At 39.8% G+C, this 21,206-nt stretch carries 16 protein-coding genes; 7 read left to right on the forward strand and 9 right to left on the reverse strand.

Annotated features, from left to right (window positions below):
* Positions 1-38: 38 nt before the first annotated feature.
* The 7 genes from AN944_RS17280 to cmoA all read right to left on the reverse strand — a co-directional run bounded on the left by AN944_RS17280 (position 39) and on the right by cmoA (position 7,966).
* On the reverse strand, positions 39-1,163 hold the full coding sequence (locus AN944_RS17280; RefSeq protein ID WP_055025897.1) for a DUF3541 domain-containing protein: 1,125 nt from the start codon (positions 1,161-1,163) through the stop codon (positions 39-41).
* Complete coding sequence (locus AN944_RS17285) at positions 1,141-2,979, reverse strand: hypothetical protein (RefSeq protein ID WP_160319091.1); 1,839 nt, start codon at positions 2,977-2,979, stop codon at positions 1,141-1,143. The genes AN944_RS17280 and AN944_RS17285 overlap by 23 nt, the downstream gene beginning before the upstream one ends.
* The gene (locus tag AN944_RS17290) at positions 2,942-3,898 is read right to left on the reverse strand and encodes an alpha-L-glutamate ligase-like protein (protein WP_055025899.1); all 957 of its coding nucleotides are present in this window, start codon (positions 3,896-3,898) and stop codon (positions 2,942-2,944) included. The genes AN944_RS17285 and AN944_RS17290 overlap by 38 nt, the downstream gene beginning before the upstream one ends.
* Complete coding sequence (locus AN944_RS17295) at positions 3,898-5,403, reverse strand: inactive transglutaminase family protein (RefSeq protein ID WP_055025900.1); 1,506 nt, start codon at positions 5,401-5,403, stop codon at positions 3,898-3,900. Before AN944_RS17295 ends, AN944_RS17290 begins: the two co-directional genes overlap by 1 nt.
* A gap of 8 nt (positions 5,404-5,411) precedes the next feature.
* A complete protein-coding gene (locus AN944_RS17300) occupies positions 5,412-6,176 on the reverse strand; it encodes an ATP-dependent zinc protease (protein ID WP_055025901.1) in 765 nt (254 codons plus the stop codon).
* A 69-nt stretch (positions 6,177-6,245) separates the two neighbouring features.
* Complete coding sequence (cmoB, locus tag AN944_RS17305) at positions 6,246-7,238, reverse strand: tRNA 5-methoxyuridine(34)/uridine 5-oxyacetic acid(34) synthase CmoB (RefSeq protein WP_055025902.1); 993 nt, start codon at positions 7,236-7,238, stop codon at positions 6,246-6,248.
* Entirely contained in the window at positions 7,235-7,966 is a 732-nt protein-coding gene (gene cmoA, locus AN944_RS17310) for a carboxy-S-adenosyl-L-methionine synthase CmoA (protein ID WP_055025903.1), read from the reverse strand. Before cmoA ends, cmoB begins: the two co-directional genes overlap by 4 nt.
* A gap of 292 nt (positions 7,967-8,258) precedes the next feature.
* On the opposite strand from cmoA, the gene AN944_RS17315 reads away from it, so the two are divergent.
* The 7 genes from AN944_RS17315 (at position 8,259) to AN944_RS17350 (ending at position 19,411) form a co-directional block, all read left to right on the forward strand.
* Positions 8,259-11,084 (forward strand): diguanylate cyclase domain-containing protein, encoded by a 2,826-nt coding sequence (locus AN944_RS17315; RefSeq protein WP_055025904.1) that lies wholly within the window; start codon positions 8,259-8,261, stop codon positions 11,082-11,084.
* 261 nt (positions 11,085-11,345) lie between these two features.
* On the forward strand, positions 11,346-13,127 hold the full coding sequence (aspS, locus tag AN944_RS17320; protein ID WP_055025905.1) for an aspartate--tRNA ligase: 1,782 nt from the start codon (positions 11,346-11,348) through the stop codon (positions 13,125-13,127).
* Between the two features lie 111 nt (positions 13,128-13,238).
* Entirely contained in the window at positions 13,239-13,985 is a 747-nt protein-coding gene (locus tag AN944_RS17325; protein WP_055025906.1) for a YebC/PmpR family DNA-binding transcriptional regulator, read from the forward strand.
* Between the two features lie 23 nt (positions 13,986-14,008).
* Positions 14,009-14,530, forward strand: coding sequence for a crossover junction endodeoxyribonuclease RuvC (gene ruvC / locus AN944_RS17330; protein ID WP_055025907.1), 522 nt, complete (start codon positions 14,009-14,011; stop codon positions 14,528-14,530).
* Entirely contained in the window at positions 14,527-15,144 is a 618-nt protein-coding gene (ruvA, locus tag AN944_RS17335) for a Holliday junction branch migration protein RuvA (RefSeq protein ID WP_055025908.1), read from the forward strand. Before ruvC ends, ruvA begins: the two co-directional genes overlap by 4 nt.
* A 10-nt stretch (positions 15,145-15,154) precedes the next feature.
* Positions 15,155-16,162, forward strand: coding sequence for a Holliday junction branch migration DNA helicase RuvB (gene ruvB, locus AN944_RS17340; protein ID WP_055025909.1), 1,008 nt, complete (start codon positions 15,155-15,157; stop codon positions 16,160-16,162).
* Positions 16,163-16,897: 735 nt separating this feature from the next.
* Positions 16,898-19,411, forward strand: a complete 2,514-nt coding sequence (locus AN944_RS17350) for a TonB-dependent receptor (protein ID WP_055025911.1) — start codon at positions 16,898-16,900, stop codon at positions 19,409-19,411.
* A 67-nt stretch (positions 19,412-19,478) separates the two neighbouring features.
* On the opposite strand, the gene gloA is transcribed toward AN944_RS17350, so the two are convergent.
* Together gloA and AN944_RS17360 are read right to left on the reverse strand one after the other, a co-directional pair.
* Positions 19,479-19,889, reverse strand: coding sequence for a lactoylglutathione lyase (gene gloA, locus AN944_RS17355; RefSeq protein WP_055025912.1), 411 nt, complete (start codon positions 19,887-19,889; stop codon positions 19,479-19,481).
* Positions 19,890-20,238: 349 nt separating this feature from the next.
* Entirely contained in the window at positions 20,239-21,189 is a 951-nt protein-coding gene (locus AN944_RS17360) for an SDR family oxidoreductase (protein WP_055025913.1), read from the reverse strand.
* Between the last annotated feature and the right edge of the window lie 17 nt (positions 21,190-21,206).

The following is a 21,206-nucleotide window of genomic DNA, read 5'->3' on the forward strand; positions in this document are numbered from 1 at the left end:
ATGGCGCGTTGTATAACGCGCCATATAACAAGTTAAGCTTACTTGTTTGGTTTAATCTTCTCTTTTGAAGTGACTTGCACTGGCAAATACTTTTGAGTTGCTTTGATATTTGCTAAGTATGGGCCTTTATGCAGCGTTTTTGGCCAATCTAATAGCATCATTGCCAGCACATTTCGATGTTCTCCCATGACCATATCAGGATTTCCTCTTGGTGATGGAATAAGCTGATACTCAGGATTAAACGAAGAGGTTATGTGATCTTGAGTTTTCTTCACCACAGGATGATCTCGCTGGCCTGTAAGTAAGAAACTAATACCTACTTCGGCAATAATATCGTCAGTGGCGTCAGTTAAAATTCGTTCAATATTGCTATCGAAATAGTCTAAAATCCATTGGAATTCTTTTTGACTCACTTCTTGTTGATAATAGCCGCTTGCAGCAAAAATAAAGTGCGTCATACCGTAGAGTTTGTTTCTAAATTGCTTTTTATCTAATTCAGAATCCTGCTCATTTGGGTAAGTCTCGATAAACGCTTTTTTATATTCTGCGACATAATCGCCAACATTAAGCTGTTTAGCCCAATATACATAGTTTACCAGTTGTGCTGCCCATGCTTTTATCATTGCAGGATCAGTTAATGCTGGCGCTAAATCGTATGATTTTACTGCCTTAACCATTTGCTGATGACAAGGTCCCATAAAGCCTAATTCATCAGTTCTACTTGCATAACGTAATAAAATATCACTGTAGAAAATGAATTCAGGGAAGGGTGCTAGTGCTTTTTTACGAGCTTTAGCACGAGGGCCTTTACCTAACATGCTAATCACTTGTTGGCTTTGTTCATTGATAAAATTAGGTTTATCTAGGTTACAAGCAAAGAAGTTTTGGCGCTCAGTAATGGTAATAAGATCAATTAAGGCAGCATTAGAATACTTTTCATCACCTGTCATTCGATACATTCTTAAACCATAATGCCCTTGAATTCTTGGCGGCAAAGAATACATGTTTTGTTCTAGGTTCACTTGAATTGCACTTCGTACTTGTTCATGTGTGAGCTGGTGATCGTTGGATTCACCAGTTTTAGCGAAACTTGCACCAGAGGTGAGTAACAAAGAAAAACTAGCTAAACAAGCAAATGATTTAATCTTTCGAATTGCCGTCATTTATGGTTCTCCTGATGATGGATGAAATATCAGTGGGTGGCGCTAGTATAATGGCCAATTGCTCGCTGAGAATTAAATTATCTTCATTAACAATAAAAATTTCAAAAACTTGACGCGCTGTTACTGACGATTTACGAGAGTGAATAATGACATTAACAAGTGCTTGATACCATAGCGGTAAATAATACTCGATGCCTTCGTTAGCAATGCCGTTAAAACTATAGGTTAAATCTGCCGCTTCATACCAGTGTGAATTAAAACTATTATAAAAAGTGTTGTGTAAACTTGCAGTGTCTAAATGAGATGTTGAATAGAACTGCATTATTAACTGACTTCTAAACACTCTTAATTGCTGCTGATAAACGCTAGCAGCTTGCTCACGCGCCGAGGCTTGCAAGTGTGGGACACGCAGTTGTATATATTGGCTTAACCAATGCTGACCAAGTTGATGGTGATCCGCTGAAGCGCCAAATTTATTGTTTAAGTAAAATTGGCTGCCTCTAGCAAGTCCCGATATAGCTTGCGCTATCGCGTCAATGACGTTTAATGCTTGTCTTCTATTTTTGATTTTTTCTCGATAACTGATGCTAACCTGCGCAAATTGATGCCCGATCACAGGGTAACGTATGGTGTGGGTCGTTGTTTTCTCGCCAGGGTGGATAAATAACTCACCTAATAAACGCTTGTCATGCCAAACACGTATGGTCGTGTTTTGATTTGCATTTAACGTGAGACTTTCTGTATCAGTATCAGTATCAGTATCAGTATCTGTACCGGTAACGTTTAAATTATTAGTTTGTTGCGAGGATAGATTATTATCGAGCTTATGAGCATAAGGCTTAATCACGTCGAATGTAACGCCAAAATCACTCAGCACGTCCATGCTTTGTTCGATTAACGTTAACGCTGACGTTGTGCCCTGATATGCTTGATGAGGCAGCTTTGCGAGGTGCTGACCAATATTCCATGGGGCTACATTGATGTTGCTTGTTTGAGAGTTTAAAAATCTTGTGATTTGTGCAGAGGTTAAATTGCTGTCGTAATATTGCGCTGAGTAAATTGATGGCTTAGCGGCATTAGATGCCATTTTAATTGTTTTAATTGCAGCAAGTGGCGTTTTATTTTTTTCTTTCGCTCTTGTTTGGTAAGCAATCCAAGCACTTTTTCTGCATTGTTCATCAGGTTGTAAAATAAGGTATTTTGCTAAACTGATATCAAAATCTTTCTTATTTCTTTCGTTAGTTTCTACGTTACTCATGTCGAGCGTTTCTTTTGACTTGATTTCCGCTGTCGCTGAGTTAATTGGTTGAGGTAATTCACAGCCAGATTGATTAAATACCATTGAGAGATGTTGGCTTTGTAAGTTTCGCCTAATTGTTGCTTGCGCATTATGGAGTTGCGACTTGAGGTTAATATCTAACTGTGTGGCTTTTAATGTGGCCAGTCTTAAGGATAATTTGGCGTAGGTAGGCTCATCATTATCAAGCTTACTGATCAACTTCGTTAAGTTAGGAGAATTGAGCATGGCTTGTAATTCATCAGCAAGATGTAGCTGACACATTAAGATGCTTTCACGTTGATTATCTTGGGCTAAGTCACGATAGTAATTTAACCTATCATTGATGTTATTAAAGCCAAGGGTGAGCTGCTCAAATTGAACAGCTTGAGTTGAAGCACTGGCTTGAGTATCAAGCTGAGATAATGTTGGCTTAAATTGCAAACATTGCTGAATGAAGAGGTTTAAAGGACTGGCAACTGCCGGAGCAGTTGCCATAAGACTAAAAACTAGGATTACTACAAAAGTGTTCTTTTGCATAAGCGACGCGTTCTTCCACTGATAACGTCGGTCCTTTTAGACCTTCGACATGTTTAAGTCTTCCTACAATCCCTTTTCCATTTGCTGTTTGAATAGCAAGTCCGGGACGTGCATTGAGCTCAAGTAATAAAGGCCCACGTTCTTTATCTAATACCATATCGGTACCTAAGTAACCCAGTTCACACATCTCATAAGCGCTTGATGCGGTATGTAACAGTGTGTCCCAATTGGGTACTTGAATTTTTGATAATTCAAAGTTGGTGTCTGGGTGTTTAAGCACTGGTTTATCGAACTGAACTGCATGCAGGCTCTTACCTGTCGCGATATCTAAACCAACACCAACTGCGCCTTGGTGCAAATTAGCTTTGCCGTCTGAGGCTGCAGTAGAACATCGAAGCATTCCCATGACGGGGTAGCCTTTGAAAATAATCAACCGAATATCTGGAACGCCTTCATAACTGAAACCGTCAAAAACCGGATCAAATTGAATTAAGCCTTCAACAATACCGACATCTGGCTTACCGCCTAAGGAGAATAAGCCACTCAATATGTTTGATACATGACGGTAGACTTCATTAGGGGTAACTTCGTCACCATTAGGTTTGTAGTAACGTCCATTTTCTACATGGGTAATAACTAAAATCCCTTTACCACCAGATCCTTTAGCGGGTTTGATAACAAAGCCACTTCGTCCTAAAACCATTTGTGGGATTTCATTAATTTTATGTTGTTCTTCAACAACACCAATTAAGTCAGGCACCGCAATATCGTTAGCTAGCGCAAGCTGCTTTGTAATCAATTTATCATCAACACGCTTGTAAAACTTACGTGGATTATATTTGCCAATATAATCGATATTGCGCTTATTCATGTTTAACACGCCATTTCTGCGTAACTCCCAAGGCCAAGCAAAGTTCATTACTTATCTCCAGCCAAAGGCTTAAAGCGTTTAAGCTCTGTTAAGCGATATCCTGTGTATTGTCCCATCACAAGAACTAAGGCTAAAATCACTAAGTGAATACCTAAGAAGTTAAATACCCAATGTTGGATTAGCGTGTTACTCATTGCCAAATAAGCTAAGGTTGCGACAAATAGACTGCCGCCACCTGCCATCATGACTGATTTAGGGCCTTCTTCTTCCCATAAAATCGACATTCTTTCAATCGTCCAAGCAAGAATAATCATCGGGAAGAAGGTAATAGTTAATCCTTCACTAAGCCCAACCTTATAAGAGATAAGGGTAAATAAGCCAATGATGAAAATGACCACAATGATGACGGCCGATATTCGGGATATTAGCAGTAAGTTGAGCTGCGATAAGTAAGAACGAATCATCAAACCAAACGCCACAATTAGCAAGAAGCCGATTAGACCTGTCAATAATGTAGTTTGTATAAAGGCGAGGGCGATTAATACTGGCATAAACGTACCAGACGTTTTAATCCCGATAATGACGCGCAAGAATACGACGACTAACACACCAATAGGAATTAATAGAATGCCCTTAAAGGTGCTTTGCTCTTCAAGTGGTAATTGATACAAAGAGAAGTCTAAGCTATCGGTATTCATCATCATATCGATAGAGGTCGCTAAGGCTGAGCGAGTCTCTTGTAACATTGAGAAGTTAACTTGTGAATTACTCCCCCCAGTTACATCGAGTACTGATAAGCCATTGTGCTGCCAAAGAACCAAGTTTTCAGGACGGCCTTGTTTATTATTTTCAACGTCAAATAATACCCACTCACCATCTTGGTAGACTTGAACATAGGGATTTAATTGTTGACGACGACGCTGATCTTCAAGCATTAAGCCGCTAACTTGTTTAGCTGGAACCCCTTTAGATTGCATCATATGTAAAAATAGTTGGGTACGCGTATTTACCGATAACAATAGGGCGAGATTTTGAGATTGATTACTGTCATTAATCACAGACATAAGCTGTTGCGCGTAAGACAGATTACTGGCGCTTCGCTCCCATACATCATTGATAATTTGTTCAGCTGCACCGCGCTCTGTAACCTGCCAAAGGTATGGTTCAGGAGTCACAGGTTCTTCTTCTGCATCTACTGATAACTGACCCGTAGGCACTAATGTGACGCGGTAGTACAGAGATTGGCGGCCTGAAGCTTCACGTATTGACCACACGGCACGGCGATCTTCACCTTCAGAGATGTTTAAGCCATAACCTGCAGATGTGGCATTTTCAGCAAGCACGTCAAATGCGGGATCTTGTGGTAAAGACAAAGATGCTTCAGCAGGTTTGTCTGTGCCATTGAACATCACTTTGGCCTCTACTGACCAGCTTTGAACTTGTTTGCCCGGAAAAAACGGTACGTTATGCTCAACACTTCGATAAATACTGGTACTAATGCCAAATATAAAAAGTAGGGCGACAAAGATAAAAAACGGTTTACGAGAATGCATTTTAAGTCCTATTGGCTGTTAGTCGCTGCTTGTTGTGGTTTTTTACCATGAATATAAATTTGGCCGACATCAACAACTGCAATGTCTTTCATAAACTTACGACCGAGCAGTAATGGATATTCAAGGTGGCTTCGGTCGGTTAAGTTTAAATCTGTTTCAGCTGCATATTTGCCAATTTTTAGATGAGCATGGATCACTGGGCGTCTATCGTCTGGCGCATCTGCATCTTGTTTAATACGTACAAATCGCTCAACTTTATGCTCGAACGTATTACCTGGTTGATCTTTTCCATTGGTCATTACATCAAAACGAACCCACTGAACACCGTTTCGCTCAAAAAGAACGATATTTCTGGCGTCTAATGATGAAGACTCAGCACCGGTATCAATACGTGTTTCAAATGACGCCTTAAGTTCATCGACATAAACATGTTCAACTTCACCAAGCATGATTTTGTCAGACACTGCAGATTCAGGACATTGCGGAGCTTCACTGAGCTGTGCAAGCGCAGCTGCATCATCATTCATTTTTTTAGATTGTTTTGCTAGTGCATCGGTAATCTGTAATTTTAGATCGTTTACTTCAGCGCTTAAGCTTTGCATCTCGGCGGTAGAGTGGGCGCATTGTGCATTAATGGCTTCAATGATGGCAGTTTGAGACGAAGCTAAATTTGCATTTAACTCATCACTTCCAACTGGCGTGATTTTGTCTTTACTTGCACAACCGGCCATTAAAGTAGCGGTGATTGATAAAACGATTACCTGCTTTAACATGACAATTCCTGTTATTAATACATCTGAATTTATTATTTTTACTATTTGTTATTACTAACCAGTGTAAGGTTAGACTAAATCATGATTGGGTTGATTTTTTATTGCTATGATTGTGGCTCTTTTAGGAGCAGGGTAACCCTCTACTGTTAAGCTCACATCATTAGGGTCAAGATAATCCACTAAAGATTCATTCTTCATCCATTGCGTAGAACGTTGTTCTGCCATAGATGTAATATCTACGTCTACACATCTAATATCGGTAAAGTCGCATTTCTTTAACCATAGCATGAGTGCATCTACAGAGGGTAAAAACCACACGTTATTCATCTTGCCATATCTATCTTCTGGTACAAGAACGGCATTTTCATCACCATCTATGACTAACGTTTCAAGCACAAGTTCGCCACCCATTCTTAATTGGTCGCGTAATTGAAGCAAGTGATCTATAGGTGAACGGCGGTGGTAAAGGACTCCCATTGAAAATACGGTATCAAAGGCGTCGAGTGGAGGTAACTCTTCAATTCCTAGTGGTAATAAATGAACAGGGTGTTCATTACCTGCTAGACGTTTAACCGCTTCAAACTGGCATAAAAATAGTGGTGAAGGGTCAATACCAACCACACGTTTAGCACCAGCACCAAGCATTCGCCACATATGGTAACCACTGCCACAACCCACATCTAAAACCGTACGGTTTTCAAGTGGTGAAATATGTTCTTTTACTCGGTCCCATTTCCAATCACTTCGCCATTCAGTGTCAATGTCGATACCATGGATTTGAAATGGTCCTTTACGCCAAGGTTGAAATAATCCGAGTAAATTCTTTAGCTTTTCAGCTTGTCCCGTAGTTAATTGCGAGCCATCTCCAATTTGTACACCATTGAAGAGGTCTATTGTAGTTGGCGCTGGGTAATGTAGCTTATTGAGTACTTTTTCCCATTTAGGTAAATTGCCGTGTTTATGTTCACGCTGCCATTTACCTAATATTGCTGGAAGTTCTTCTAACCAATGTTGAAGATTCGAGTCTGCTATTTGCTGATAAAAAGAACTAAAACTAATCACTTTATTGCCACCATAGATGCAAAGTTAAAACATTGAAACCACACTGTCGAATGGCTAAAACCATTATCGGCAAAACGCTGTTGATGCATAGATAAGCTATCAGGGCGCATGACATTTTCTAATGCACTGCGCTTTTGGCTAATTTCTAATTCGCTATATCCATTGGCACGTTTAAAGTCTAAGTGTTGCTCATCCAGTAATGTCTGAATAGTAGCATCTTCAAAGCGTAATTTTTCTGATATGACTAATATACCACCAGGCAATAGTCCTTGATAAATTTTGGCGATGATTGCGTCTCTATCCGTTACAGGTAAAAACTGTAATGTAAAGTTAAGCACCACCATTGATGCGTTTGATATTTCGATGTCTCTTATATCACCACAAATTAATTCGACTTCGGTATCGCTAACGTAGGCTGATAGATTCTCTTGGCAACGAGACACCATTGATTCGCTATTATCAACGGCAATGATACGGCATTGACGCTGCTCAATTTGACGACGAATACTTAGCGTAGCTGAACCTAACGAACTTCCTAAATCGTAAACGTTAGATTTTGGTGTTACGTAACGATTAGCAAAATCACCTATGGTGCTAATGATTTGGGTATAACCAGGAACAGAGCGACGGATCATGTCGTTAAAAACACCTGCTACACGATTATCAAACTGAAAATCTGATATTTGTTCGCTAGCGGAAGCATAAATTGTGTCTTGTTGAGAATTCATCTGCAGTAACTTGAAAAAATCGTAATTTCATTTTAGCTAATCCTAGCAAATAGCAGCAAGTATCCTATTGGTATTTTTTGTATTTTTTTATTTATTTAGCTAATTTTGCATAATTTTTTAATGTAAGAGGTCAAATGGTCGATATAAATCGGTATGATGAACATAAATGTAAAAACTTTTACATTGTTAGCAGAAGTTCTTAATAAATTTTTTACAGAAGGGAATCACTGATAAAGTGGTAAACCTCATTATAAATCATTGTAGAGTTGGGACAATTTACAAAGGAATGCGCTTGAAGTTAATTAGAACATTATTAGTAATAGTACTGGTTATCCCTTTTTTCTTCTTCGTTTCAGCCAATGAAGGCACTTCTTCTGTTGCTGAATCGCTACCAAGTAGTATGACATTATCTATGAGTGAGGATGCTTATCCTTATCAATTTGTCGACGCTAAAGGTAACGCTGCAGGGGTCATGGTCGATTTATGGCGCGAGTGGTCAATAGTCACAGGTACCAAAGTGACATTTAAACCCATGCAATGGCATCAGTCTTTACAAGCCTTAACTGATGAAGATGTTGATTTACATATTGGTATGGCGGTGACAGAAGAGCGACTGCGACAATTCTCCTACGCTGATAACGTTTCGTCACTTCATTCCTATTTATACCTGCATAAAGATATCGCAAATAAAAAATCCATTACTGAAATCAAGCCTTTTAAAATAGGCATCATTGAAGGCACTTCTCACGAAGCCGATTTATTAGCCATAGAACCTAAATTAACCTTTAAATATTTTAAAACCAAACAAGCGCTATATGATGCTGTGGTAGCAGGTGAGTTATATGCTTTTGCTGCTATACAGGGTTATTACAATGGTATTCCAATCAATTTTGAATTAGCTAATAACTTTCATATTTCATCAAGATTACTGATCAAAGAAATTGATTTGTCTCCTGCAGTAAAGATAAAAAATGCAGCTTGGTTACCTGCGATTAATCAAGGTTTTGAGCAAATACCCACGCAGTTAGTTGATGAAATTGAAAAGCGTTGGTTTGGTTATCGTCGTGAATCAAGTGGTGTTGTCATTGCGATGCAGATGAATGTCGAACCTTTCGTTGATATTGGTTTAGATGGTCTACCCCATGGTTTGTTTGTTGATCTTTGGCGTTTATGGTCTGAAAAAACAGGCATTGCTATTGATTTTATTCCTAGTGATATGAACGGTAGCATAGAGTTGATTAAGCAAGGTCATGCTGATGTGCATATTGGCTACCCGGAAAGCGATCAAATCAATACGGGGCTTAATAGGGCTAATCATATCTATTCTGTCAAAAGTCGATTTTTTAGCTATGAAAAAGAAATAAAAGACATTAGCGAAGTTGATGGAAAGCGTATCGGTTTATTTGCGACATCGCCTTACATCATCGAATTAAGAAAATTAGTTCCTAATGCGCAAATTCGTTACTACGACTCAATCGACCAATTAATAAAGGCCAGTCGCGACGGCGATATTGTTGGATTCGTTGCTTCGAGCGCGTATACCTCACACTATTTACTTAACCATAAATCTTGGTCTGAGTTTTATCAGTTTAATGCCGTAGACTTTGATACCAATATTTATAACCTCACAAATTTAGAAGATGTTGAGCTTGCAGAACGAATTGCCAATGGTTTTAAGCTGATTAGTCAGTATGAAATGGCGAAAATAGAGCAAAAATGGTTACTCAATAAAGCCGATAGGACGTTTTCTACTATTGATAAAAAAATCTATATCAGTAATAAGGAAAAGCAATACTTAGCTTCACTAGGTGCCATTAAGTTAGGTTACTTAACCGAATGGGCTCCAATGGAATATCAAAATGAACTAGGTGAATTTTCTGGTATTAATAAAGATGTCGTCAACATTATTACCCATCAGCTTGGTATCGACATTATTCCAGTTGCGTATCAGAACTGGAGCATGCTCAATCAAGATTTAAAAATGGGGAAAATTCACCTTGTCGGGAGTATGGCGAAAAATAGCCATCGTGAACCAAACCTTGAATTCACTGAGGGCTATTGGCCGTCACCTTGGGCAATTGCCACTACGTTAACCCAGCAACCATTGTTTAACCTAAGCCAATATAATGGTAAGCGCATTGCTGTGGTTAAAGATTACAATGTGATAAATATTTTAAGGCAACAATTTCCAGGCCTTGAAATTGTGCAAGTAGAAAGCACGAAAAGTGGATTGAGTGCAGTGTCTTCCGGTCACGTAGACTTGTTCATTGAACAGGTTGTTACACTGGCTTACGCCCTTAATGAAGGGGGCTTTCCTGATTTGAAAATGGCCTTGGTTGCTGATTTAACTGAGCAAAAAAGTCACATTGGTGTCTATCCAAAATTAAAAGAACTGGTACCGATATTAAATCGAGCAATTGAAACCATTGATGAAACTAAACAGCAGCAATTATACCAAGACTGGGTCGCAGTCGATTTACGGTCAGAAGCTGACAAGTACCAAAAGTGGTTCAACATTGTGCTATTTGGCTTGCTGATTATCAGTGTGATTACGTTTGTTGTGTTCTTAGGTAATAAGCGCCTTAAACTTGAAATTTCGCGTCGCAAGAATGCCGAAAAGAAAATAAAATTTATTGCAGAACATGATCCTGTGACCAAGTTACCTAATAGAGGATTATTAGATGATCGTTTGGCTTGCGCAATCAATAGCCATCACCGAGAGCAGGTGAAATTTGCGTTGTTATTTATCGATTTAGATAAATTTAAAATGGTGAACGATCAATATGGTCATCATATTGGCGATGCGCTATTGATAGGCATTGCTGACTTGCTTAAGACGGTGGTGAGAAAGTCGGATACCGTGTCGCGATTTGGCGGTGATGAGTTCGTTATCTTACTTAATAAAATTGAAAGTGCTCAATGTGCAGCTAAAGTCGCCGACAACATTTTAAACGTGCTCAGTGAGCCAATTAAGGTGGGAGAGATTTCGTTAATCGCATCTGCAAGTATTGGCATCGCCGTTTATCCAGATGATGGTGATGACCCGATTTCATTGTTACAGTTCGCTGATAAAAAAATGTATACAGTGAAAAAGCAGGGTGGTGATAAACACAGCTAATCGTTGCCATTGGCTCAAAAATGGCCAAAAGCAGCCAAAACATTATTGTTTGCTGCTTTTTTGCACGCTTATGCTGCTAAGTTTTTCCTAAACTCTAGCCAATTGCAGTAAACTGATTGATACTTCCTAGCAAAAATTACGCACTCATTTATTAAACGCTAAATTGGCGTATTATAAGTGCTATAGTTGCCAGCATTATTTTAATATAATGCAAAAATACATTCTTTTAGACACCTATTTCCGAATAAAGGGTAGAGTTAAATGCGCAGTCATTATTGTGGAGACGTCAATAAGTCTCATCTTGGTCAAGAAGTCACCTTAGTCGGTTGGGTTAACCGTAGCCGTGATTTAGGCGGTGTTATATTTTTAGACCTTCGTGACAGAGAAGGGATTGTTCAGGTTGTATACGATCCTGACTTAGAAGATGTGTTCAAGGTGGCCAGCAGTCTACGCGGTGAATTCTGTGTGCAAGTTAAAGGCTTAGTACGTGCGCGTCCTGATAGCCAAATCAATGCGCAGATGAAAACTGGGGAAATTGAAGTATTAGGTAAAGACCTAACCATTATCAATACTTCAGCGCCATTACCGCTGAGCATGGATAATCACCAAAACAATAGTGAAGAACAACGCTTAAAATATCGCTACCTTGATTTACGTCGCCCAGAAATGGCTGATCGTTTGGTTTTCCGCTCAAAAGTGACTAGCGCTGTTCGTCGCTTTTTAGATGACAGTGGCTTTTTAGATATTGAAACACCAATATTAACTAAAGCCACACCTGAAGGTGCGCGTGATTATTTAGTACCAAGTCGTACTTATAAAGGCCAGTTCTTTGCTTTGCCTCAGTCTCCACAATTGTTTAAGCAATTGTTAATGATGTCGGGCTTTGATAGATATTACCAAATCGTAAAATGTTTCCGTGATGAAGATTTACGTGCAGATCGTCAGCCTGAATTTACTCAAATTGATATCGAAACGTCATTCATGTCATCTGAGCAAGTGATGGCAAAAACGGAAGAAATGGTTCGCGGTTTATTTAACGATTTACTGAATGTGGATTTGGGCGAATTTCCAAGAATGTCATATGCAGAAGCAATGACACGATATGGTTCAGATAAGCCTGATTTACGTAACCCGCTTGAATTAGTGGACGTCGCTGACGTATTAAAAGACGTTGAATTTGCGGTATTCAGTGGTCCAGCAAATGATGAAGAAGGCCGTGTAGCAGCATTACGTATTCCGACAGGTGCATCATTGTCTCGTAAACAGATTGATAACTACACTAAATATGTCGGCATTTACGGCGCTAAAGGTTTAGCGTGGATGAAAATCAATGATTTAAGTGCTGGGATGGAAGGTATCCAATCGCCTGTGCTTAAATTCTTGAACGAAGACATCGTTAATGAAATTATCGCTCGCACTAATGCACAAACTGGTGACATTATTTTATTTGGTGCAGATAAAGCTAACGTAGTTGCTGAAGCCATGGGCGCATTACGTCTTAAAGCCGGTGAAGACTTTGAGTTGTTGGAAGGTGAATGGCGTCCATTATGGGTTGTCGATTTCCCTATGTTCGAAAAAATAAATGGTGGCTTCCATGCTGTTCACCATCCATTTACCGCCCCACGTGGTGTTTCGCCTGAGCAATTAGAAGCCGATCCAGCTGGTACTGTTTCTGATGCTTATGACATGGTACTTAATGGTTGCGAATTAGGTGGCGGTTCAGTCCGTATCCACAATGCAGAAATGCAAAGTGCAGTATTCCGCCTCTTAGGTATTTCAGACGAAGAAGCAAACGAGAAGTTTGGTTTCTTATTAGAAGCGTTACGTTACGGTACACCACCACATGCTGGTTTAGCCTTTGGTTTAGATCGCATTATTATGTTGATGACCGGAGCAAGCTCAATTCGTGATGTGATGGCATTCCCTAAAACAACAACGGCAGCATGTCCACTAACCAATGCTCCAGGATTTGCCAATCCACAACAACTGGTTGAGTTAGGTGTGAGTGTCATTCCTCAAGAGAAACCTGCTGCTGAAGAGTAAGCTTAATGATTAAGTCGATTTTTTGTATGTCGACATCAAGCATTAAATGACAAACCGAGGCAATTGCCTCGGTCTGTTTTTATATAGAACAAAATAACTGAAGGAGTCGTAATGGCAGGTCACAGTAAATGGGACAACATTAAACATCGTAAAGCAGCGCAAGATGCAAAACGAGGAAAACTTTTCAGTAAATTTATCCGTGAGTTAACAGTATCGGCACGTGAAGGTGGTTCAGATCCTGATGCAAACCCGAGACTGCGTGCCGCGATTGATAAAGCATTATCCAATAACATGACCCGTGATACAGTCGAACGTGCTGTTAAACGTGGGGCTGGTGAGCTGGATGGGCAACAACTCGATACCATCATTTATGAAGGTTATGGACCTGGCGGTACTGCAGTGATGGTTGAAACCATGACTGATAATAAAAACCGAACCGTATCAGGTGTGCGTAATGCGTTCAGTAAATCGGGTGGTAACTTAGGTACTGATGGTTCAGTTGCTTATATGTTTACTAAGTCCGGTGTCATTTCTTATGATGCAAATATCGACGAAGATGAATTGATGGATGCTGCATTAGAAGCGGGTGCCGAAGATGTTATCACCCATGACAATGGCGCATTTGATGTCATGACTACGCCGGATGCTTTTGGTGTGGTAAAAGATGCATTAGATGCAGCAGGCTTTGAAGCGATCAATGCTGAAGTGACTATGATTGCAGGAACTAAAGCTGAATTAGATGCGGATACAGCTGCTAAATTTATGCGCTTAATTGATAACCTTGAAGATCATGATGATGTTCAAGAGGTATATCATAATGCTGAAATTTCAGATGAAGTAATGGAGACCTTGGGTTAACACGCTCAAGCAATGGGTAAACCATGACAATTATATTGGGCATTGACCCAGGCTCTAGGATCACAGGTTACGGCGTTATTCAATGCCAAGGTCGCCAACAACGCTATCTTGGTAGTGGCTGTATTCGAACTTCTGCCGATGATTTACCCACAAGACTCAAGCAAGTTTTTGATGGTATAACAGAAATCATTAAACAGTATCAGCCAGATCAATTTGCCATTGAACGTGTGTTTATGGCTAAAAATGCCGATTCAGCACTCAAACTCGGCCAGGCGAGAGGAGTGGCAATTGTTGCTGCTATGAATGCCAACTTACCCGTTGCTGAATACAGTGCAACTCAGATCAAAAGTGCAGTTGTTGGTACTGGACGCGCCCAAAAAGAGCAAGTTCAGCACATGATCCAACAAATTTTCAAATTGCCATCTGCCCCGCAAGCAGATGCCGCAGATGCATTGGGTGTTGCCGTTTGCCATCATCATACTTTTCAAAGTTTAATTGCAATGGGCGGTAAAGCCCAAAGCCGAACATACGGACGTTATAAATGATAGGAAGATTAAGTGGGTTGGTTGTTGAGAAACAAGCACCGGAAATCGTGTTGGATGTAAATGGTGTAGGTTATGAGTTACAGGTACCTATGACCAGTTTCTATGAGCTCCCTGAGTTAAATCAACAAGCAATGTTATTCACCCACTTTGTGGTGCGTGAAGATGCACAGCTTTTATATGGTTTTATAACCAAGCAAGAGCGGGCGTTATTTAGGTTATTAATTAAAACTAACGGTGTTGGTCCTAAACTCGCCTTAACAATATTGTCTGGTATGACGGCGGCTGAGTTTGTTAATTGTGTCGAACGAGATGATATAGTCACTTTAGTTAAGTTACCTGGAGTCGGTAAAAAAACGGCAGAGCGTTTAGTGGTTGAGATGCGAGATAAGCTTAAAAGCTTACTAGAGGCCTCCGTTGGATCTGAGCGCGAGTTTGCTTTACAGAGTAATTATAAGCCAGCAGCTGTTGAAAACAATGCAGAAGAAGATGCCATTGCAGCACTTGTTTCTCTAGGCTATAAACCTGCACAAGCGAGTAAAGCTGTATTAAGTGCATACACTGACGGTATGAGCAGCGAAGTCCTGATTAAGGCTGCATTAAAGTCAATGCTATAAAGAGGCAACAATGATAGAAGCGGATCGTTTAATTCAGCCACAAGAGTTTGAGCAAGAAGTGCATATTGACCGTGCTATGCGGCCGAAAATGCTCGATGATTACACAGGGCAAGATGACACTCGTGCACAGCTTAAAGTATTTATTGAGGCTGCACTGAAACGTGAAGAAGCACTGGATCATATGTTGATTTTCGGCCCTCCAGGTTTAGGTAAAACAACATTGGCCATGATCGTAGCTAATGAAATGGGCGTAAACATCAAATCTACATCAGGCCCTGTACTGGAAAAAGCCGGGGATCTTGCAGCCTTATTGACTAATCTTGAGCATGGCGATGTGTTATTTATTGATGAGATTCATCGATTAAGTCCAGTTGTAGAAGAAATCTTATACCCAGCAATGGAAGATTATCAATTGGACATCATGATTGGAGAGGGGCCTGCTGCTCGTTCAATTAAACTGGATTTACCGCCATTTTCTTTAATTGGTGCGACAACTAGAGCAGGGGCATTAACATCGCCATTGAGAGCGCGTTTCGGTATACCGTTAAGGCTAGAGTTTTATAACGTCAAAGATTTGTGCACCATTGTGACTCGCTCTGCCAAGGTGATGGAGTTACCGATTGATGAAGCAGGCGCTTTTGAAATAGCCAAACGCTCTAGAGGTACCCCTCGAATTGCCAATCGTTTACTAAGACGCGTTAGAGATTACGCTGAAGTTAAACATAATGGCTTTGTTACTGAAGATGTGGCTAAAAAAGCGCTGGACTTACTCGATGTCGATTTAGAGGGCTTTGACTATTTAGACAGAAAGCTATTGTTAGCCATTATTGATAAGTTTATGGGCGGGCCTGTTGGTTTAGACAACCTTGCAGCTGCTATTGGTGAGGACAGAGAAACAATTGAAGATGTATTAGAGCCATTTTTGATTCAACAAGGCTTTATTCAACGAACACCTCGAGGTCGTATTGCAACAGATAGAGCTTATCAACACTTTGATATAATAAAACCTGCAGAATAAAGTGTTAACATTTTTAAAAGGGAAAGCATTAGCTTTCCTTTTTTTATGTTTTTATAAAGTGAATAACTATTCAAAAGTGATTGTTATCATTTTTATAACAATTGCTGCTATGTGAAATTCATTCAAAAAATATTTTTCTTCAGTATGTTGTTGCTGATTTGTTATACCTAGGCAGTATATATCTCCAATGTAAAAATATCTTATTGATTGTGCCAATATATCAATTCGTAATTAGTACAACTAACTCAAAATAATTACCCTCCATTGTTAATAATAATGCTGATGAAATAGTCATCATTATTTGATAATCCTTGAATGCTAGTTGTGGCGGCGCTTTCAGCGTTTTCTGAGTAAAACTATCCAATAGCTGAACCAATTCTGAATTAATTAACGATTCTCCAATCATGGTTCAATATATTTGTGTGATCCAAGTCACATTTTTGATTAGAAGTAAGTTTTAAAAATGTTATAACGGCACCAGTGATTAATGCTGAATAATTTGCAATTAAATAGTTTTTTATCCTGCTTATTTAAATTGAGGGTGTTTTGGGATGTAGATCACTTATTTTTGATTACAATCGCAGTGCATATTTATTAACAAAAAATGGCTTAAAAGTTACAACTTCGTGGTTTGACGAAATATCTCTGGTTATTCAGTATCTAGGCCAACGCAATTTTAAATATTTATTTATTTGCGTAAACAGAATAAGAAAAGATATCACCAGGGAGCAACAAATGATTAAAAGATCAAAACTATCAAACAGCATAAACGTGGCTTTATTAGCCTCAGTTTCCGCTGCTTCAGCCGTATCGGTAAGTGCTTATGCTGAAGAAGAATCAGCTAACGTAGAAAGAATTGCAGTTACTGGCTCCCGTATTCAACGTCAAGACATGGAAACTGCTTCTCCAGTCACTGTGATTGATGCTGCTGCGATTCGTTCAGAAGGTTTTACAACAGTCGATGAGCTACTTCAGGCTCAAACGTCAATGGCTGGTGCTGCAGTTGGTTCAAGCACCAACAACGGTTCTGACGGTGTTGCTCAAGTCGACCTTCGTGGTATGGGCTCACAACGTACACTAGTATTGCTTAACGGCCGTCGTATGGTTAACTCAGGCTCTGGTGCTGATAGCTCTGTTGATTTGAACGCTATTCCAGTTGCAATGATTGCACGAGTTGAAATACTTAAAGATGGCGCTTCAGCAGTATATGGTTCTGATGCAATTGCTGGTGTAGTTAACATTATTACTAAGAAAGACTTTGAAGGTTTCCAAATAGACGTTCAAGGCGGCATGACTGATAAGAGTGACGGTGAAAACGGCGAAATCAGTGCATTATACGGTTTCAACACTGATACAGGTAACTACACGTTTGGTGCTGCTTACTCTGAGCGTAAAGGTGTTATTCAATCAGATCGTGACTGGACAGATCCAGGTAACAGTTCTACTACACCAAATGGTTCTCTAGATGGCATGGTTAAAGATGCTGATGGTAACTGGGTTGAACGTGAAGAAGGTTACGACTTTACTCAAGACAGTTTCTATCAAACACCAAGCAAACGTTACAGCTTATTTGCAAATATGACGCAAGAGCTAGGCAGTGACGTCATCTTAACTGGTGATATTCTTTACACTAAACGTAAATCTAATCAGCAACTAGCTGCACAGCCTGCAATTTTGGCATTAGATGTGTGTGAAGCTGGTGATGATCCAACTAAGTGTTTTGAACTTGATCAAGACATGATTGATGCAGGTATGGCTCCTAATGCTGACGGTCAAATCGACTACCGTAAGCGTATGAATGATGTTGGTCCACGTATTTACAGTCAAGATACTGATACTTGGAGAGTTTCTGCTGGCCTTGAAGGTTCTTTAGATATTAACACCGGTATGAACTGGGATGTATCGTATACCTATGGTAATAACAAAGCAGAGACTGCTGTAGAAAACTCAATCAATGCGACATTAATGGCTGACGCTATTTACGCTGACCAAGATGCTTGGTTAACAGGTCAACCAATGACTGATCAAGCGTTGTTAGACAGTGTTGCATACACTGAAAAAGCAGATGGCGGTAACGAGCAGCATGTATTCTCTGCTGGCCTAAATGGTGAGTTATTTGACTTAGACGCAGGTCCAGTAGCTTTCGCAATTGGTGCTGAATACCGCTACGAAAGCGGCTATTACAATCCTGATCCAATCATCGTCGCTGGTGAAGGTACGGCTGCACAGCAAGACCCAACAGATGGTAACTACAATGTTATCTCTATCTTCCAAGAAGTGAGTGTACCGTTTACTGAAAAACTAACCGGTGAATTCGCATTACGCTTTGATGATTACTCTACTTTCGGTAATGCATCAACTTGGAAAATTGGTTTAACCTACGAAGCGACTGACGACTTAATGATTCGTACCGTAGCTGCGACCGGTTTCCGTGCTCCGAGTGTTAGTGAGCTATACGGTGGTAACTCAGGTTCATATGACTACTTGGAAGATCCATGGGGAAATGAACAGGATGAGCAAATCCTAGTTAACTATACGTCTGATGAAGATCTAGAACCAGAAGAGTCAGAGTCTTACACAGCAGGTTTAGTTTACTCACCTAGCTATGTAGACGGTATGTCGTTAACTCTTGATTACTGGCGCTTTAAAGTTAAAAATGCGATCACACGTTTAGATACACAAAATGGTTTAAATAACTGTTTTGCAGGCGACCAAGCAACTTGTGAGCTATTCAACATTGGTCCGAATGGTGATTTGTCTAACCTAACGAACTCGTTAACTAACGTAGGTTACCAAGACACAAGTGGTATTGATTTCAACTTAGCTTACCGTTTCGACGCGTTAAACTTAGATTGGACAATCAGCAACGATACAACTTACTTGTTGAACTTTGAACAAGATGGCATTGACTACACTAATACTATCGACGGTAACTTCGGCGCATACGCTCAAGTACGTAACAACTTTAGTATTAAAGCAGCTCAAGATGATTGGAGTGTAATGTACTTCAACCGTTATATCGGTGAAATGGATGACTTAAGTGCTGGTACTAAAGTTGATTCAGTGCTTTATCACAACATTTCAGCTAGCTACTTTATCAATGATTCTTGGATGCTAAGTGCTGGTGTTAAAAACTTAACTGATGAAGAACCATCAAGAGTGTCTAACGGTAGTGACGGTGGTACAGTACCAGAGGTTTACGACACAATTGGTCGTACATACTTTGCTGGTGTTACCATGAAGTTCTAATCGAACTTAACATCAAAAAAAGCCAGCGTATGCTGGCTTTTTTATTGGTTTTTTCTTGTAAATCGAATTAACCTAAGCCTTCGCTCATCGCTTTCTTTTGAATTAGTTCGATTTTATAACCATCTGGATCTTCAACAAATGCAATCTCTGTTGTGCCGCCAGCAACGGGACCTGGTGCACGAGTAATTTTTCCGCCAGCAGCTTCAATTGCTTTACAGCGTTCATAAATATCTTCTTCACCAATAGCAAGGTGGCCAAAGCCATTACCTAAGTCATAGCTATCAGTGCCCCAATTATAAGTTAATTCGATCACTGCTTGACCAGTAGACTCTTCACCAAAACCGACAAAGGCGAGGGTATATTCATATTGGGCATTTTCAGATTTTCTCAGTAATGTCATCCCCATAACCTGGGTATAAAACTCAATACTGCGTTCAAGATTACCGACTCTTATCATGGTGTGGAGCAATTGCGACATAATAAACTCTTTGTTGTTAGTTGTTTTGTTTAGGGTAACAAATTTTAAGCCTGTTAAAAAATTGATTTAGCGTGCCATTTTACTGTTTGAGTTCACATAATTACCTCTAAAAGGTAGGAAAACTGTCTAGACACGCTAAAATTAATTTATATTCATTTGGAGACAAGATAATGACAACAGAAATAAAAATGGCTCTTGGTACCTCAGTGGTAATCGTAATTTGTTTTAGTGCTTTCTTTGTTTCAATGTTTTAAGAGCATTATTCAAGTAGCCAAAAAAACCGCTTAACGCGGTTTTTTTGTGGCTGAATTTCAAGTGAGTGTTAATATTTGTGAAGAGTTTACTAACGCTATAATTCCCAATTAAAAGCAGTTTGTTGTTCTGATACTATCCACAGCTTGCTTAAAACAGATGCATCTGTAGCAAAGGATTCAAGCTTACACTCACCAACAGGGCCAACCCAATTCCATCTTCCTGAAGGCCCATAGTATGCACGTTGCGCAATGGATTGTTCAGTTGCGCACATGACTTCAGGATAAGCACCTTGCTCGGCGGTTTGAACTAAGCCAAGTTTGACCATCACCGACCATGATGCGCGAGTAAACAGGTTTACTTTTTCGTTAATCAGTGAAGTATTTGACGCACCAGGGTGGCAAACATATACCTCAACATGCTTATTCGCGGCGGCGATTTTATTTTGTAATTCATACGCAAACATCATCTGCGCTAATTTACTATGACAATAAGTTTTGTTTGGATGATAGTTTTTATCCCAATTCATATCATTAAACTGAATTGTTTTAAGCCCCATCTTATATCCTTCACTTGCAACAACCACAATGCGTCCTTTTGATGCTTCAATTTTGTTAAACAGTAAGCCGCACAGTAAAAAATGACCGTAATGATTTACACCCAACTGACTCTCAAAACCGTCTTTTGTGAATTCTTGTCTAGCAATCTGTGCTATGGCGCCATTACAAATGAGGGCATCTATGTTTGTTACTGTGTCAAGGATGATTTTAGCTGCACCTCGAACAGATTGAAGTTCAGCGAGATCAAGTTTGATAAAACTAACATCGGCTTCTGAGCCAAATTCTTGCTTTAATTTTGCTATCGCAGCAGAGGATTTTTCTGGGTTACGATTAAGCATTATCACTTTAGCGCCTTTAGATAATAGTATTCTAGAAGCTTGAAATCCTGCTCCTGCATTAGCGCCTGTGATGAGATAGGTTTTACCTAAAAGTGAACCTAACTGTGTTGGTGTCCAGCCCATAGCACCAAATGGATTGTTGTGTGACATGTGTTTCTCCTAAGGCG

It is taken from the genome of Shewanella sp. P1-14-1 (assembly GCF_001401775.1).
Taxonomy (GTDB): domain Bacteria; phylum Pseudomonadota; class Gammaproteobacteria; order Enterobacterales; family Shewanellaceae; genus Shewanella; species Shewanella japonica.

Excerpts from the sequence above, each read along its gene's own strand:
- AN944_RS17290 (WP_055025899.1), bottom strand. The coding sequence starts at position 3,898 with ATGAACTTTGCTTGGCCTTGGGAGTTACGCAGAAATGGCGTGTTAAAC.
- AN944_RS17325 (WP_055025906.1), top strand. The coding sequence starts at position 13,239 with ATGGCAGGTCACAGTAAATGGGACAACATTAAACATCGTAAAGCAGCG.
- aspS (WP_055025905.1), top strand. The coding sequence starts at position 11,346 with ATGCGCAGTCATTATTGTGGAGACGTCAATAAGTCTCATCTTGGTCAA.
- AN944_RS17295 (WP_055025900.1), bottom strand. The coding sequence starts at position 5,403 with ATGCATTCTCGTAAACCGTTTTTTATCTTTGTCGCCCTACTTTTTATA.
- AN944_RS17280 (WP_055025897.1), bottom strand. The coding sequence starts at position 1,163 with ATGACGGCAATTCGAAAGATTAAATCATTTGCTTGTTTAGCTAGTTTT.
- ruvB (WP_055025909.1), top strand. The coding sequence starts at position 15,155 with ATGATAGAAGCGGATCGTTTAATTCAGCCACAAGAGTTTGAGCAAGAA.
- AN944_RS17360 (WP_055025913.1), bottom strand. The coding sequence starts at position 21,189 with ATGTCACACAACAATCCATTTGGTGCTATGGGCTGGACACCAACACAG.
- AN944_RS17285 (WP_160319091.1), bottom strand. The coding sequence starts at position 2,979 with ATGCAAAAGAACACTTTTGTAGTAATCCTAGTTTTTAGTCTTATGGCA.
- ruvC (WP_055025907.1), top strand. The coding sequence starts at position 14,009 with ATGACAATTATATTGGGCATTGACCCAGGCTCTAGGATCACAGGTTAC.
- gloA (WP_055025912.1), bottom strand. The coding sequence starts at position 19,889 with ATGTCGCAATTGCTCCACACCATGATAAGAGTCGGTAATCTTGAACGC.
- ruvA (WP_055025908.1), top strand. The coding sequence starts at position 14,527 with ATGATAGGAAGATTAAGTGGGTTGGTTGTTGAGAAACAAGCACCGGAA.
- AN944_RS17350 (WP_055025911.1), top strand. The coding sequence starts at position 16,898 with ATGATTAAAAGATCAAAACTATCAAACAGCATAAACGTGGCTTTATTA.
- cmoA (WP_055025903.1), bottom strand. The coding sequence starts at position 7,966 with ATGAATTCTCAACAAGACACAATTTATGCTTCCGCTAGCGAACAAATA.
- AN944_RS17300 (WP_055025901.1), bottom strand. The coding sequence starts at position 6,176 with ATGTTAAAGCAGGTAATCGTTTTATCAATCACCGCTACTTTAATGGCC.